Below are 15,590 nucleotides of genomic sequence, written 5' to 3' on the forward strand. Positions count from 1 at the left end.
TGCTGGGAGGAGATGAAGGAGGGGTAATGGCCACCACATCGCACGAAGCCTGGCACGGGTTCCGCGGCACCGGCTGGCGCGAGACGATCGACGTCGGCGGATTCATCCACGACAACTTCGAGCCGTACACCGGCGGGCCGGAGTTCCTGACCGGGCCGACGCACCGGACCGAACGGATCTGGCGGCGGCTGCAGCGCATGTTCGTCGAGGAGACCCGTCGCGGAGTCTACGACGTGGACGCGCACACCCCGTCCACGATCACCTCACACGAGCCGGGCTACCTCGACCAGGACCATGAGCTCATCGTGGGCCTGCAGACCAGCGCGCCGCTGTGCCGCGCGATCATGCCGAACGGCGGGCTGCGGATGGTGGAGGCCGGCCTCAAGGCGTACGGCTTCACCCTCGACCCGGCCGTGCAGGCGATCTTCAGCCGGTACCGCAAGACCCACAACGACGGCGTCTTCGACGCCTACCCGGCCGACGTGAAGGCCGCCCGCCGCTCGCACATCATCACCGGCTTGCCGGACGCGTACGGCCGGGGCCGGATCATCGGCGACTACCGGCGCGTCGCGCTGTACGGGGTGGACCGCCTGGTCGCCGAGCGCCGGGCGGTGAAGGCGTCGCTCGACGCTCAGCTGTCATCGGACAGCGTGATCCGCGACCGTGAGGAGTTGGCCGAGCAGATTCGGTCGCTGAAGGAGCTGCGTTTCATGGCCAGCCGGTACGGATGTGACATCTCCGGCCCGGCGAGCACCGGCCGCGAGGCGATCCAGTGGCTGTACTTCGCCTACCTGGCGGCTGCCAAGGAGCAGAACGGCGCGGCAATGTCCCTGGGCCGGACCGCCACGTTCGTCGACGTCTACCTGCAGCGTGACATCGAAGAGGGCCGGCTCACCGAGCGGGAGGCGCAGGAGCTGGTCGACGACTTCGTCATCAAACTGCGGATCATCCGGTTCCTGCGCACGCCCGAGTACGACCAGTTGTTCTCCGGCGATCCGACCTGGGTGACCGAGGCACTCGGGGGAATCGGCTGTGACGGCCGCCCGCTGGTCACCCGCACGAGCTTCCGCTACCTGCAGACCCTGTACAACCTGGGTCCGGCCCCGGAGCCGAATCTGACAGTGTTGTGGTCGCCGGCGCTGCCCGAGGGGTTCAAGCGGTTCTGCGCCCAGGTCTCCATCGACACGAGCGCCATCCAATACGAGAACGACGACCTGATCCGGCCCGCGTACAGCGACGACACCGCCATCGCCTGCTGCGTGTCGGCCATGCGGGTGGGAAAGGACATGCAGTTCTTCGGCGCCCGCACCAACCTCGCCAAGGCCCTGTTGTACGCGATCAACGGCGGCCGCGACGAGATGACCGGCGAGCAGGTCTTCGTCGCCGAACCGATCGCCGACGACGTGCTCGACTACGACGAGGTCCTGGCCGCGTACGACCGGACGCTGGACTGGCTGGCCGAGACCTACGTCGACGCGCTCAACGTCATCCACTACATGCACGACAAGTACGCCTACGAGCGCATCGAGATGGCCCTGCACGACTACCCCGTGCACCGCTTCCTCGCCACCGGCATCGCCGGCCTGTCGGTCGCCGTGGACAGCCTGAGCGCCATCAAGCACGCCCATGTCAAGGTGCTGCGCGATGAGAGCGGTCTGGCCGTCGACTACGCCGTGGACGGAGACTTCCCGGCCTTCGGCAACAACGACGACCGCGCCGACGCGATCGCCGTCGACCTGGTCGAGCGATTCATGGCCAAGATCCGGCGGCAGCCCAGCTACCGGGGTGCCGAGCCTTCGCTCTCTGTTCTCACGATCACCTCGAACGTCGTCTACGGCAGGCACACCGGCAACACGCCCGACGGGCGACGCGCCGGTGAGCCGTTCGCGCCGGGCGCGAACCCGATGAACGGCCGCGACACGCACGGCATGGTCGCCGCCGCGCTGTCGGTCGCCAAGCTGCCGTACCGCTGCGCGCGCGACGGGATATCGCTGACGATCACCGTCGCTCCGGACGGCCTCGGCCACACCCGTGACGAACGGATCACCAACCTCGCCGGCGTGCTCGACGGCTACACCGACAGCGGCGGTTTCCACATGAACGTCAACGTGCTGAACCGGGCGACACTCGAGGACGCCATGGCCCACCCGGAGAAGTACCCGCAGCTGACCATCCGGGTCTCCGGGTACGCGGTGAACTTCGTCAGGCTCACTCCCGAGCAGCAACGCGACGTCATCTCCCGGACCTTCCACGGATCGCTGTGATGACCGCCGTCACGGTACCGGTGACCGGCTCGCTCCACTCCTTCGACATCTCCACCGGAGTGGACGGGCCGGGCACCCGGTTCGTCGCGTTCCTGGCCGGCTGCCCGCTGCGCTGCATCTACTGCCACAGCCCCGACACCCAGTACCGCCGTTTCGGCCGACCCACCTCCGTCCACGAGCTGCTCACCGAGATCCGCCGCTACGAACGCTTCCTGAAGGTCGCCCACGGCGGCGTCACCCTCAGCGGCGGGGAACCGCTGCAACAGCCCGCCTTCACCCGCGAGGTGCTGCGCCAGTGCAAGGAGATGCGGCTGCACACCGCCCTGGACACCAGCGGCCTGCTCGGCGACCGCGCCGACGACGCCCTGCTCGACGCCACCGACCTGGTGCTGCTCGACATCAAGTCCGGCGACCCGGCCACGTACCGGACGGTGACCGGAACCGGGCGGCTGGCGCCGACCGTGCGGTTCGCGCACCGCCTGGCCGACCGCGGCGTGCCGATCTGGGTCCGTTTCGTCCTCGTGCCCGGCCTCACCGACGATCCGTGCAACGTCGACGCGCTCGCCTCCATCGCAGCAGGCGTGCCCACCGTCGAACGCGTCGAGGTGCTGCCCTTCCACCGACTCGGCGCTCGGAAGTACGCCGCCCTCGGCCTGCCGTTCCCGCTGGCGGACACGCCACCGCCGGACGAGGCGCTGCTGCACCGGGTCTATCGCCAGTTCCAGGATCACGGGCTGACGGTGTACTGACCGCCCACCGGCGGCTTGGCTCGGCACGAGCGGCTCCCGGACCAGTTCGCGCTGGTCGGCGTCGCGCACGTCGCATGTCGCCGCGAGTCCTCCGCCGCAGCCGCGAAACCGACATTCAGTAAAAATAACCGCACTAGGTGCGTAACGTGCCGGACATGTTCGCTCACACACGACGCAACCTGTTGCTCACAGCGCTCGGGATGGGCATGCTCGCCGGTGCCGGTCAACTCGGCATCGCGTTCAGCCTCGGCATCGTCCAGCTCGCCGGTGCCTCCACCGGCGCCGCCGTCAACCAGTGGCCTGCACAGCTCGTCTGGGTGGGCTGGTTCGCGGCACACGCCGCCGTAGCCGGCACCGTCGTCGCCGCACGCCTGGCCCGCCGGTACGGGGCGCTGCGGAGCACGGGCAGATTGGTGGCCATCGCCGCCGCCGCCGCACTGGGCGCCACCGTCGTGGCGCCGCTCTGCATCCGGCCGGCCCAGGCCGCCGAACGCTTCTCTGTGGACCCGATCTGGGCCCTCGGCATCTGCGCGGCCCTCGGCGCGCTGGTTGGCGCGGGTGCCGCGATCGCCGTACTGGTGAAGCCGCCGCTGGGTTGGAACATGGCAGCAGTGGGCGGCGTCGTTTGGCTGCTGGCGCTCGCCTCGGTCGTCCCGTCGCTCGCCACCGCCGGGCCGTTGCCCGCCGTACGGCTCGGTGTGCTGGAGCCGGCCTGGCTCGACGCCGACGCGGCACACCGGCTGGCGATCCTGACTCTGCCGTCGGTGGCCCTGCTCATCGGCGCGGCGACCGGCGGGCTGGCCCGCTGGCGTGGGCATCCGCCGCTGGTCAACGGCGTGACCGGCGCGGCCGGCACGATGCTGGTCGCGTTCACCTATCTGACCGCCGGTCCCGGCGACGCCGTCGACCGGTACCAGATCACGCCGTACTACGGGGCGCTGCTCGCCGTCGCCGCCGGTGTGCTCGGCTCGGCCGCCGCCGCGTCGTTCCGATGGCCGCTCCTGCCGCGCACCGCCGAAGCACGGGTCGACGAGTCAACCGACATCCTCCGTCCGCTGGCCGCCGGTCCCGCCGTGCGGCAGGCCACGAGGCCGGCCGTTGGTGGTACGACCGACGAGCCGGAGCCCGCCGACCTGGCCGGCACGGGGCCGGTCGCCGGCGCGACCCCAGCGAAGCTCCCGACCGCAGCCGAACCGCTGGGCTTCGGTGCACCGGTTGTTACCGCCGCATTGGCCGCACCCGCCGACCTCGACGACACCCCGGAGACATCGGAACCGACCCCCGCGACGGCGGCCCACCTTCCCGCGGGACCTGGCGGGGACGGCTCCGGGACGGCGGAGGCGGAGGTCGACGACACCGAACCCGACGGGACGCCGCCCGACGGGGCCCTCGTCGCCCCGGGGACCCTCCGGATGTACCAGCCGCCGAAGACCGACCGGACGCGGGTTCAGGCGACCTGGCCGGTCGTTCCGGCGCGGCGGGTGCCGCCCTCGGCCGAGCCCGCTCCGGGCGCCGAGGCGACCCAGTCAGCCGGTACGCAAGAGAGGCCCGAACCGGCACTCCCACCTCGGCACTCGCGACCGCCCAGCGCGCCGGGCCCACGCGCACGACCGATGCCGTGCCGGCCCGCCCCGCCGGGGCCGACCCGGTCCCCGCGCCGGCCCACCCGGCATCCGTCGTCGAGGCGGGACGGGCCAGCGGGCGGCTGGGCCTGTTCCGGCGCAACAAGTCCCGGGCCGACGGGGGCACCCCGGCGGACGGCGAGCCGCTGCCGAGGCAGGACGCGGAGTTCGTCGACTGGGTGACCCAGCTGGGCAATCCGGTAGCGGACAACGAGCCGGATCAGGAAGCCGGTCGCTGGTCACTCCGCTCCACCGGCAGCCACCGTTAGGAGTTCCTAATCCTGGCTTCAGGTTGATCGGGGAGGATGAGCGGCAAAGCATCGACTGGAAGGGGGCGGGTCGGCGTGCGGATCATGATCGCCGATGACGAGGCGGCCATCCGTGAGTCGCTGGAGCGGGTGCTCCAGGTCGAGGGTTACGGCACCAGCACCGCCGCCAACGGTCTCGCCGTGCTCGACGGGATCGGTGGCGCGGCGCCGGATCTGCTGATCCTCGACGTGATGATGCCCCGCCTCGGCGGGTTGGAGACCTGCCGGCGGTTGCGGGCGGCGGGTCGGGATCTGCCGGTGCTGATGCTGACCGCCCGGGATCAGGTCTCCGACCGGGTCGCGGGGCTGGACGCGGGCGCCGACGACTACCTGCCCAAGCCGTTCGCCACCGAGGAGTTGCTGGCCCGGGTCCGGGCTCTGCTGCGCCGCCGCGCGCCGGGCGACGACGAGTCGCAGATCCTGTCGTTCGCCGACGTCCGGCTCGATCCCGACAGGTTCGAGGCGTGGCGGGGTGGGCGGCCGCTGTATCTGACCCGGACCGAGTTCTCCCTGCTACAGGTTCTCGTGCGCAATGCGACCCGGGTGTTGACCCGCGACGTGCTGTTCGAGGCGATCTGGGGCTTCGACATGAGCACCACCGCGAACAACCTTCAGGTGTACGTGAGCTATCTGCGCCGCAAGATGGAGGCCGAGGGTGAGCCGCGACTGATTTACACGCTGCGCGGCCTGGGGTACACGCTGCGGGAGACTCCTCCGTGAGCAGGCCCGCCGGCCGGGAACCGCGTCGGCTGACCCGATGGTGGCGCCGGCGGTCCCTGCGGACCAGGCTGACGGTGATCGCGGCGACGGCCATCGCGGTCAGCGTGTTCGTGGCCTTCCAGGTGGCCAGCGAGCTGCTGGACTCGGAGCTGCAGGACAACGCCGAGAATCAGCTACGCGCGGACTCCCGCGTCCTGGCGACGACAGTGGAGCACACCGGTCTGGCGCAGGTCCAGCTACCGCCGTATCCCGGATCCGGTCGGCTGGTGCGGGTCATCCTGCCCGACGGTTCGACCCGGACGCCGGCCGGCCAACCCGCGCTGCCCCCCGTCAGCGGGCCCGCCGGGCGCGTGGCGCAGGGCGCCTCGGCCGACCTGATGGAGTCGAACGACAGCGACGACGACGGCTACCTCATCTACACGCTGCGGGTGGGCGACGGCGCGGTCCAGGTGGCCCGCAACAGCGACGACAGCCCGATCAACCGATTCGGGTTCGGCATGCTGCTGATCGGACTGCTCTGCGTGGCCGGAGGCGCCCTTGTCGGGCGGACCGTGGCGCGGACCGGACTGGCACCGATCGACCGGCTGACTGCCGCCGCGGTTCGTGTCGCGCAGACCCGGAACCTCGACGCCGACATCCCGGACGAGGGCAGCGGGGAGATCCGGCGGCTGATCCAGTCAATCAACGACATGCTCGCCGCGCTCCGGGACTCCCGGCGGGCCCAGCGGCTGCTCGCCGAGGACGCCGCCCACGAACTCAAGACCCCGCTCACCAGTCTGCGCCTCAACGTCGAGCTGCTGATCCGGCTCGATCGGCGCGGCACCCTGGACAGCGCACTGCCGGCCGAGAGCCGGACCCGGCTGCTCAACGATCTCGGCGCCCAGGTGGCCGAGTTGAGCACCCTTGCCGCCGAGCTGACCGACCTGGCGCGCGGCGACGTCAGCGACGAGAGCACCGAGCTGCTCAATTTCGCCGACGTGGTGGTGGCCGCCGCGACCCGGGCGCGTTCCCGCGTGCCCGACATCGGGATCGCGCTCGACGTGACCTCCGTGTGGGTGAGCGGGCGTTCCGCTGCGCTCCAGCGGGCGGTGCTCAACCTCATCGACAACGCCGGCAAGTGGTCCCCCGCTGACCAGCCGGTCCAGGTCCGGCTCCGTGCCGAGGGCGCGTCGGCGGTCCTCGAGGTCGACGACGCCGGGCCGGGCATCGACGCCGCCGACGTACCGCGGGTGTTCGACCGGTTCTACCGTGCCGGCAGTGCCCGGGCGCTGCCGGGCTCAGGTCTGGGCCTGTCGATCGTGCAGCGGGTCGTCGACGCCCACGCCGGCCGGGTCACCGTCGCCCGGTCCGCACGCGGTGGCGCGCTGCTGCGGATCATCCTTCCGGCCACCGCCCCGCCCGCTCCGATCACGCGGCTCACCGCGGGGGTGGACACGGTGGCGCGCTGACCCGCTGCGGCACGGCGCCGGGACCGCCACGGCACGCGGTGCCAGGACCCGCCGCAGCGGGCGACGCAGGACAAGGGCGGCGGACACGGTGACGGCCGCCGGGCCATGACAAAGATCCGGGACGAGCAAGAGCCCGTCCCGGATCTCGACTGTGCCGCCGCGCTCACCGTTGCGGCGCGGGCCCCTCCACGAGCGGCCGTTGATCGTCCGGCAGCTCCACCGGTCGGGACAACCGGCTCGGCCACCACATCCGCCGGCCGATCAGCAGGGTGAGGGCGGGCACCAGGACCGACCGCACCAGCAAGGCGTCGAGCAGCACGCCGAAGGCGACCAGGAACCCGACCTCGATCAGCATCACCAGCGGAAGTGAGGCGAGGACCGCGAACGTGGCCGCTAGGACCAGGCCGGCCGAGGTGATGACGCCACCGGTGGCGGAGAGGGCTTTGAGCATGCCCTCTCTGGTGCCGAGGCGCACGGTCTCCTCCCGGGCCCGGCTGGCCAGGAAAATGTTGTAGTCGATGCCGAGCGCCACCAGGAACAGGAATGCCAGCAGCGGCACCGAATAGTCGACGCCCTTGAACCCGAGGATCGTGTCGAAGACGAACACGCTGCCGCCGAAGGCTGCGGCGAATGAGACGATCACGGTCGCCATCAGGACCAGCGGGGCCACGATCGCTCGCAGCAGCAGCCCGAGGACGATCAGGACGACGGTGAGCACCAGCGGGATCACCAGCTTCTCGTCGCGGGTGGTGGTGACCTCGGTGTCGAGGTTCTCCGCGCTCGGTCCGCCGACGATCGCCTCCGCCCCGTTCACCGCGTGCACGGCGGTGCGCACCCGCTTGATCGTGTCGTACTCCGCGGCGGTGTCCGGCGCGTCGGTCGGGAACACGGAGATGTCGGCCCAGCCTCCGCTGGTCTGCCCCGGGACGGCCATGGCCACACCGTGAGTGCCCTTGACGATGTCGAGCACCCGGTCCTGGTGCGCCGGCCGCGTGAAGATCGTCATCGGCTGGCCGCCGAGTTCCGGGAAGTGCTGGCGGAGGACGGTGAAGCCGGTGACCGACTCCGGCGCGGACAGGAACTGGTCCTGCTCCCGCAGGGCGCCGGTGTTGCCCGCCAGCCCGATGGCGAGCAAGCCGAGGACTCCGAGCGAGCCCAGCGTCGCCACCCACCGGCGGCGGCTGATGGCGGTGCCGAGCCGTCCCCACAGCCCCGGCTTCTCCTGGACGGCCGTGTTGAACCGCGGGATGGCCGGCCAGAAGATCCGCCTGCCGAGCACCACGAGTAGCGCCGGGAACAGCGTCAGCATGGCCACCAGCGCGCACAGGATGCCGGCCGCGCCGATCGGGCCCAACCCGCTGGTGCTGTTCAGGTCGGCGACGAGCAGGCAGAGCAGGCCAGCGATCACGGTGGCCGCCGACGCGACGATGGCCGGTGCCGCGCCGCGTAGCGCATGGACCATCGCGACCCGGACGTCCTCGTGGTGGTGCAGTGTCTCCCGGTACCGGGCGATGAGCAACAGCGCGTAGTCCGTGCCGACGCCGAACACCAGGATCGTCAGCAGCGCCGAGTTCTGGTCGTTGATCACGATGCCGAAGCCCTTGACGAGCAGGTAGACGGTCGCCATCGCGGTCAGTGCGGCCGCGCCCACAGCCATGAGCGGGATGAACCACAACACCGGGCTGCGGTAGGTGAGGATCAGCAGGAGCGTGACGACGACAACGGTGGTGAGGAAGACCTGCAGGTCGATGCCGTCGAAGACGGCGTCCAGGTCGCCGTCGACCGCGGCCGGTCCGGTCACGTCGAGTTCCAGGCCGGCGGGGCGGTCCTTCGCAGCCTCACGCAACGGGCCGACGATGGTCTCCGGTGCGCCGTATGTCGTGCTCACGTCGAGGGTGAACATCATCGCCTTGCCGTCGGCGGAGGGTCTCGTCGGTGAGCCCTCCTCGTCCTCGCCGCCCGCCGCCGTCGCCTTCGGTGGGTACCGCTTGGCAAGGGTGTTGTGGTGGCGCTCGACCGACGCGCGGTCGGCGTCGGTCATGCCGCCGGCGCGGTGGTACACGAAGACGAACGTGTTGTCCTCACCGCCGGGCAGGCTGTCCTCCAGCACCGCCACCTTGGTGGACTCGGCGCTGGCCGGCAGGGTGTCCACGGCTCTGTCGGTGGTTACCGAGCTCAACTTCCCGCTCAGCGGCACCATGACCGCCGCCAGCGCCACCCACAACCCGATCACCAACCATGGCACCCACCGGCCTGCCAAGCGACCGGCCGGCGCTTCCCCGGGCGGCGCTGCCTTGACTGCCATCACTAGCTTCCTCCACACGGTTATCGCTCGTCTGATGCCGACTTCGTACCGAGCGAATCTGAGACGACCGTTAATGCGCCGCTCAGGCCGGGTGGCGGAACCAGGTGCCGAGCCCACGCCCCAGCGCGGTGGTGTCCAGATCCAGATCCTGCGCGGTGCAAGGTCCAGGCGACGCAGCCGTCGGGCCGGATCAGCTACGCGTCGAGGATGTGCTCGGGCAGTTCAACGAGGAAGTGCATCGGCACGGCGGCGACGATCGGCAGCACCCAGCGCAGCAACACGTACTCACCGAGACCGGCGAGGGCCAGACCGGTGGCGTTGAGAACTGCAGCGCCTTGGACCAGGTGAAGCTCGGCGGACGCCGGATCGAGCGGGGTGAGATCGACGCCGCGCTGCAGGCGCTACCCCATATCGCCGGCGCCGCCGCAGCGGTACAGCGCACCGCTGCGGGCAACCAACTGCTGGTGGGTACGTGATTCCGCACGACGGCGTCGCATGCGTGTAGCGCGGGAAGGTTGCGCTCGAGTTGGTCACGCCCGCTGGATCGGCACCCCGTCAAGCTACGCCGACGGCCATCGACGCCCTCGGTGTTCGACGACCAGTGGGTGGGGTTGGCCGGTGAGGGCTGCCAGGGCGGTGGCGACGGCGCGCAGGTCGGCTTTGATGTAGGTGGTGGTGCGGGTCCACGGCGGTCGGTGTGGCCGGCGCAGGTGCGAGCGTGATTCACCTCGCACAAGTTTGCCCCTGACGTCAACGTGAGGTTTTAGCGTGATGATATGCAAATCAACGGCTCAACAGCTCTCGTGACCGGAGCTAACCGCGGCCTCGGCAAGGCCTTCGCCGAGGCCCTCCTCGTCCGGGGAGCCACCGTCTATGCGACCGCCCGTCGCCTGGAAAGCATCGACATCCCCGGCGCCATCGCGCTCCAGCTGGACATCACGGATCCCGCGTCCATCGAGGCCGCCGCAGGCAAGGTGGGCGACCTCGACATCCTCATCAACAACGCCGGCACCTCCACTGAAGCCCCGCTGCTCGGCCCCTCCACGGAGAACATCCGCCGCGACCTCGACACCAACTTCTGGGGCACCCTCAACGTCACCCGCGCCTTCGCGCCCAGGCTGGCCGGTGGCGCCATCCTCAATGTCATCTCGGCGCTGAGCTGGTACACCTTCAGCCCCGGCAGCAACGGCTACGCCGCCTCCAAGGCCGCGGAGTGGTCCCTGACGAACGGCATCCGACTCGAGTTGGCAGACCAGAAGACTCTGGTCACCGCCCTGGCGCTGGCGATCGCCGACACGGACATGATGGCTGGCGTCGACATCCCCAAGCTCGCGCCCCACGAGGTGGTCGCCCAGGCCCTCGACGGACTGGAAGCAGGCAAGATCGAAGTCATCGCTGACAAGCCCACCGCCAACGTCAAGGCCTCCCTCTCCCGCGATCCCGCCGACTTCTACGCCGACATCACCGGCAACCTCTTCGCCTGACTTCACCGGTAATCCGCCTGCCGGAGTAATCGGCTTGGTCAACGGGCGTACGCCCGGCGGGCGGCCCGGATTCTCATGAAGCCGGGCCTCCGCCTGACCGCCGCAGGGGTGCGGACGGCGAGCGAAGCCCTGAAGATCGTGATCGACTTCGTGGTCTTGAAGCTGGCGCCTCCAAGGTGCGACCGATGGCTCCGGGAGGCATAGGACCTTCTGCCCCTGCTCACAGGCCAGATGGGCCTTGGTGGTCAGACCGCCGCGAGATCGTCCGAGCCCGTGATCGGCGGACCGGAGACCTCTTCAATTGCCGGTCACCGCCACGCCGGGACCTTCACCAGCCACCACGACTTCTGAAACACGCCTAGTGTCCTGCCGAGCCATCCGCCTCAACAGGCATATCCGGCAAGCCACACCGCCGCCGCGGCTGGGTTGAGCGCACGGCACCTACAGCATCCTAGGAGGATGGCCTGGGGGGTTGGCTTCTTCAGGCCGAAACGCATCTTCTTCGGCTCGGGGACTACTACAAGCTGCGGGCGCTGAGCGTCATCGAGCGCGGGTCGTTGATCCGTTGGCATTACAGGGCGCCGCCTGGGGTTCTGCCGGCCCGCCGGAGGGCCTGCGGGGTGTCTCGCTCGGCAGCAAGCAGCGCCTGGAATGTCGCCTGCAGGCGCCCGCGGCCGTGTGGTGCCAGCGCTGCGTCTTCCCAGTAGCGAGCTCGGCGCTCCGGCATGACAATCCGGGCTGGGTCGATTTGCCGGGCGTGATCGACGGCGGTGCCGTAGTTACCAAGTACCCGGGACACGCGATCTTGTAAACAGCCAGGTCGAGCAGATTGAATTGCCCGACCTTCGTGTCACCGGTCCGACGGGCCGCTCTCTCGGCTTCGCCGAGCAGGGTCCGCGGCACGGCACGCGGCACAGGGCACGCGGCACGCGGCACGCGGCACGGCTATGGTGAGAACGCGGCTGGTCACACCGCACTGATGATCTTAAAACACCCGTGGCGGTCAGAGCCAGGTCCGCACATTGGCGGACGTCACTCCTGGCACCGCCCACCAGGAGAGCGCTGAAGGCCGACCGATTCGCACCCGCCTTCATCTTATGCGGCCTCACATGTTGAGATCACGTCACGCGCAGAATACAGTCGGTTACTGTACCGACGGCCGCATGGGCGCATCGACTCATGTCGCTCGCGGGCACAACCGCACCGCAGCATCTTCAACGGGGGCGCCATGTTCGACTTCAATGCATTCGCCAGTCGTTCTGATGACGTCAGCAGGGGCTCGAGCTCACTTCCGTAGCGGGCAGACCGCCCGGCCCGGAGCAGAAGCAGGTCGTTCAAGCCGCTCTAACCGGTAATGAAAAATTCACCTGACTCGGGCACCCTAGCGTTCAAAAACCCTTTGCTGCCTAACCCGACTGATCTACCTGGCAACTCTGGGACTAAGAAGGGCTGCAATGAATGGCATCTCACAAATTCAACATACTCGGGCCCCTGAATTTGATGGCCGACGGCCAGTCCAGACATATCAAAGGCCGGCGGCAACAGGTCATTCTAGCCATGCTCCTGCAGGCGGCAAATAAGGTCGCACCCATCACCAGACTGGTCGATGCCGTGTGGGCCGACAATCCACCATCCACCGCACGGTCTCAGGTGCAGATCGGCATCTCCGCATTACGCCGGACACTCAAGGAGGCCGGCTTCGGGGACATCATCGTCACGCAATCACCCGGCTACCTGATCCGCGTCGCCGACGACCAACTCGATGCGACGGTCTTCGAGGCACACGTTGAAGAGGCGCGGCGTCTGGTCGGACTGGGGCAGCCGGAGGCGGCGATATCCGCCTACCGAAGGGCCTTGGCGCTGACCCAGGGGCCGGCCCTCGCCGACATCGACAGTCCGCTCGTGCAAGCGACCGCGAACCGCCTCGACGAACAGCGGATCGTCACCCATGAGGAGTGCATCGAACTCGAACTGGCCCTCGGCCGACACAACAGCGTGATAGCCGAGCTCGGGGAACTGGTCGCTGAGTATCCTCTACGGGAACGACTGCGTGCGCAGCAGATGGTGGCCCTCTCACGCGCTGGCCGCCCGGGTGAGGCGCTGCATGCTTACCGGGACGCCCGGGACACCTCGGTCGAGGAACTCGGCATCTTTCCCGGCGAAGATCTGCAGGAGATCGAGCATGCGATCCTGACTGGCGACGAGAGCCTGCACTCCCCGCTGTCGAGCTGGGTGAGCGATCGCCTGTCGAGTGACAGCGCGCCGACGCCACGGATGCTGCCGGCGGCGCCGGCGGACTTCACCGGCAGGTCGTCGGTCAGCGACCACATGCTGCGGCTGTTCACCCCGGAAGGCTCCCGGACCGCGAACGCCGTCAAACTCGCGGCCGTCGCCGGACCGGGCGGGGTCGGCAAGACGGCTCTGATCCTGCACACGGCGCATGCGATCAGCGAGCAGTACCCCGACGGTCAGCTCTTCGCCCGGCTTCAGGACGACCAGCGCGGCCTGGTCGACCCCGCATACCTGTTGGAGCTGTTCCTTCGCGCGCTCGGTGTGCCCGCAAACGCGATACCCCCGGCACTCGAGGACCGGGCCGCCCTCTATCGCAGTCACATCGCCAGCCACCGTCTTCTCATAGTGCTCGACGACGTGGCCAGCGAACAACAGGTCCTGCCTCTGCTGCCGGGCAGCGACACCTGTGCGGTCCTGGTCAGCAGCCGACAACGCCTCACCGGCCTGCCCGGGGCGCACCACGTCGAACTGGGCGTGCTACCCGCCGATGAGGCGTTGAGCCTGATGGCCCGGATGGTCGGCCAACGCCGTGTCGACGCCGAGGTCGAGGCCGCCCACGAGATCGTCGAGCTGTGCGACGGCCTGCCACTGGCACTGCGCATCATCGGCGCGCGAATCGCCGCCCGACCGCACCGCTCACTGGCCCGCATCGCCAACCGGCTGTCCGTCGAGGAGAGCCGCCTCGACGAGTTGGTACACGACGGGCTGGCGGTCCGTGCAAACATTCTGCTCACCTACAAGAATCTGGACGAGATGACGCGGTGCCTGCTCCGTCGGCTCGCGCTCACCCAGACGCCCGAGTTTCCCGGCTGGATAGCCGCGGCTCTCCTCGACACCGATCTCACCACCGGGGAGAACGTCCTCGACAATCTGGTCGAGGCGCACCTGGTCGACGTCGTCGACACCCATGGCTCGTGGTTGCCCAGGTTCCGGATGCACGACCTCGTCCGACTCTTCGCCCAGGAGCAGCTGCACGACGAAGACGGCCCGGCTGAGGCGCGGGACGCGGTACAACGGGCGCTCGGCGGATGGCTGCTGCTGGCGGAGGCGGCCCACTCCCGGCTCTACGGCGGGGACTACACCGTCCTGCACGGCGACGCGCCACGGTGGAAGAGCCTCCTCACCGCCGTGGACGACCTGACCCTCGCCCCCATGGAGTGGTTTCTGCAGGAGCGGCCGTCCCTGCTGGGAGCGGTCAACCAGGCCGCGCGGATGGGCCTGGACGAGCATTGCTGGGAGCTGGCCGTCACGTCCGTGACCCTCTTCGAAGCCAAGGGCTACTTCACCGACTGGCGGGAAACCCACCGCCTCGCCCTCGCCGAGACCCGTCGGGCCGACAATCGCCGAGGCCAGGCGGCGGTGCTCAACTCGCTCGGCTCCCTGCTCGCCACCAGCGGCCAGAGCGAGGAGGCGCGGTTCCTCCTCGAACGCGCCCAGGTGCTCTTCGACGAGGTCAACGACCAGTACGGAACCGCGCTGGTGCGCCGCAACCTGGCCTTCCTCGACCGGCTGGCCGGTCAGCTGGACCGGGCGATGAACAACTACTTCCACAGCCTGCAACAGCTGCGCCTCACCGGGGACCACATCGGAGGGGCACACGTGCTGAACGGCATGGCACAGATCGCCCTGGAGCAGGGCGACCACGACAACGCGAAAGGCTGGCTGGAGGAAGCCCTGGTCATCTGCGCCGAGCACAACAACCACCGGGTCGCCGCCCAGGTGCGTCACCGGCTCGGCGAGATGTACCTGCAACGAGACGACGTCGACGCGGCCGATGAGACATTTCGCAGCGTGCTCGCCACCGTACGCGAGGCCGAAGACCAGCTCGGGATCGCCTTCGCGCTGGAGGCCCTGGGTCGGGTCCGTATCCGGCAGGACAGGCTCTCGGAGGCTCGCGAGTTGCTGCTCCAGGCGCAGAAGCTCAGCCACGAGGCGGGCAACCAACCCCTGTCCGCGCGTGCCCTGCTCAGCTTGGGCATCCTGCACGAACGGCGGGGCGAGCCGCACACCGCATCGCGGTATCTCACCGAAGCCCTCGTGCTGTTCGAGCAGATGGGCGCCAGGGCCTGGCTCGGGCAGACGCTGGAAGCCCTCGCCGAGCTGCATCTGCACCAGGGCGACCAGGCCGACGCTGCGGCCCGGGGGCAGGCGTCCGTGGACGCGCTGGACAGCATCGGTTCGCGGGAGGCCGGCGAGCTGCGTCGCCGGCTCGCCGCACGGCTGCTCGAGAACCGGGGCGCACCCGGCCAGGATGCCGTGAACTAGACCGGGCGACGTCGCGGGAGCTCGATAGTCCTTTCGATGGTTGTTCGATAGTGAGTCGAAGTCCGACGCTGGCACACCTGAGACGTGGCAGCTACGGACGTTCACCCGGCACGGCGCTCCTTCACACCCTTCT

Annotated in this window: 9 protein-coding genes; 8 read left to right on the forward strand and 1 reads right to left on the reverse strand. The window is 69.4% G+C overall.

Annotated features, from left to right (window positions below):
* Nucleotides 1-26 precede the first annotated feature (26 nt).
* The 5 genes from pflB to KBX08_RS01340 all read left to right on the forward strand — a co-directional run bounded on the left by pflB (nucleotide 27) and on the right by KBX08_RS01340 (nucleotide 7,111).
* The gene (gene pflB / locus KBX08_RS01320) at nucleotides 27-2,264 is read left to right on the forward strand and encodes a formate C-acetyltransferase (protein ID WP_210780658.1); all 2,238 of its coding nucleotides are present in this window, start codon (nucleotides 27-29) and stop codon (nucleotides 2,262-2,264) included.
* Nucleotides 2,264-3,013 carry a pyruvate formate-lyase-activating protein gene (gene pflA / locus KBX08_RS01325; RefSeq protein WP_210780659.1) on the forward strand — a complete coding sequence of 250 codons (750 nt, stop codon included), beginning with the start codon at nucleotides 2,264-2,266 and terminating at the stop codon, nucleotides 3,011-3,013. The genes pflB and pflA overlap by 1 nt, the downstream gene beginning before the upstream one ends.
* A gap of 155 nt (nucleotides 3,014-3,168) precedes the next feature.
* On the forward strand, nucleotides 3,169-4,818 hold the full coding sequence (locus KBX08_RS01330) for a hypothetical protein (RefSeq protein ID WP_210780660.1): 1,650 nt from the start codon (nucleotides 3,169-3,171) through the stop codon (nucleotides 4,816-4,818).
* A 161-nt stretch (nucleotides 4,819-4,979) separates the two neighbouring features.
* Complete coding sequence (locus KBX08_RS01335) at nucleotides 4,980-5,663, forward strand: response regulator transcription factor (RefSeq protein ID WP_307850422.1); 684 nt, start codon at nucleotides 4,980-4,982, stop codon at nucleotides 5,661-5,663.
* A complete protein-coding gene (locus tag KBX08_RS01340; protein ID WP_210780662.1) occupies nucleotides 5,660-7,111 on the forward strand; it encodes a HAMP domain-containing sensor histidine kinase in 1,452 nt (483 codons plus the stop codon). The genes KBX08_RS01335 and KBX08_RS01340 overlap by 4 nt, the downstream gene beginning before the upstream one ends.
* 163 nt (nucleotides 7,112-7,274) lie before the next feature.
* Here KBX08_RS01340 and KBX08_RS01345 read toward each other — a convergent pair whose 3' ends face one another.
* Nucleotides 7,275-9,416, reverse strand: a complete 2,142-nt coding sequence (locus tag KBX08_RS01345; protein WP_210780663.1) for an MMPL family transporter — start codon at nucleotides 9,414-9,416, stop codon at nucleotides 7,275-7,277.
* Nucleotides 9,417-9,625: 209 nt separating this feature from the next.
* Here KBX08_RS01345 and KBX08_RS01350 point away from each other — a divergent pair, with 209 nt between their 5' ends.
* The 3 genes from KBX08_RS01350 to KBX08_RS01360 all read left to right on the forward strand — a co-directional run bounded on the left by KBX08_RS01350 (nucleotide 9,626) and on the right by KBX08_RS01360 (nucleotide 15,457).
* Nucleotides 9,626-9,892, forward strand: coding sequence for a hypothetical protein (locus KBX08_RS01350; RefSeq protein WP_210780664.1), 267 nt, complete (start codon nucleotides 9,626-9,628; stop codon nucleotides 9,890-9,892).
* A 300-nt stretch (nucleotides 9,893-10,192) separates the two neighbouring features.
* Complete coding sequence (locus KBX08_RS01355; protein ID WP_210780665.1) at nucleotides 10,193-10,900, forward strand: SDR family oxidoreductase; 708 nt, start codon at nucleotides 10,193-10,195, stop codon at nucleotides 10,898-10,900.
* A 1,500-nt stretch (nucleotides 10,901-12,400) separates the two neighbouring features.
* Complete coding sequence (locus KBX08_RS01360) at nucleotides 12,401-15,457, forward strand: BTAD domain-containing putative transcriptional regulator (RefSeq protein ID WP_210780666.1); 3,057 nt, start codon at nucleotides 12,401-12,403, stop codon at nucleotides 15,455-15,457.
* The last annotated feature ends 133 nt before the right edge of the window (nucleotides 15,458-15,590 follow it).

The sequence above is a fragment of the Micromonospora sp. H61 genome (assembly GCF_018070325.1).
Classification (GTDB): Bacteria; Actinomycetota; Actinomycetes; order Mycobacteriales; family Micromonosporaceae; genus Micromonospora; species Micromonospora salmantinae.

What these genes read in the sequence shown, in the direction of transcription:
- pflA (WP_210780659.1), top strand. Translation starts at nt 2,264, where the DNA reads ATGACCGCCGTCACGGTACCGGTGACCGGCTCGCTCCACTCCTTCGAC.
- KBX08_RS01330 (WP_210780660.1), top strand. Translation starts at nt 3,169, where the DNA reads ATGTTCGCTCACACACGACGCAACCTGTTGCTCACAGCGCTCGGGATG.
- KBX08_RS01360 (WP_210780666.1), top strand. Translation starts at nt 12,401, where the DNA reads ATGGCCGACGGCCAGTCCAGACATATCAAAGGCCGGCGGCAACAGGTC.
- KBX08_RS01345 (WP_210780663.1), bottom strand. Translation starts at nt 9,416, where the DNA reads ATGGCAGTCAAGGCAGCGCCGCCCGGGGAAGCGCCGGCCGGTCGCTTG.
- pflB (WP_210780658.1), top strand. Translation starts at nt 27, where the DNA reads ATGGCCACCACATCGCACGAAGCCTGGCACGGGTTCCGCGGCACCGGC.
- KBX08_RS01355 (WP_210780665.1), top strand. Translation starts at nt 10,193, where the DNA reads ATGCAAATCAACGGCTCAACAGCTCTCGTGACCGGAGCTAACCGCGGC.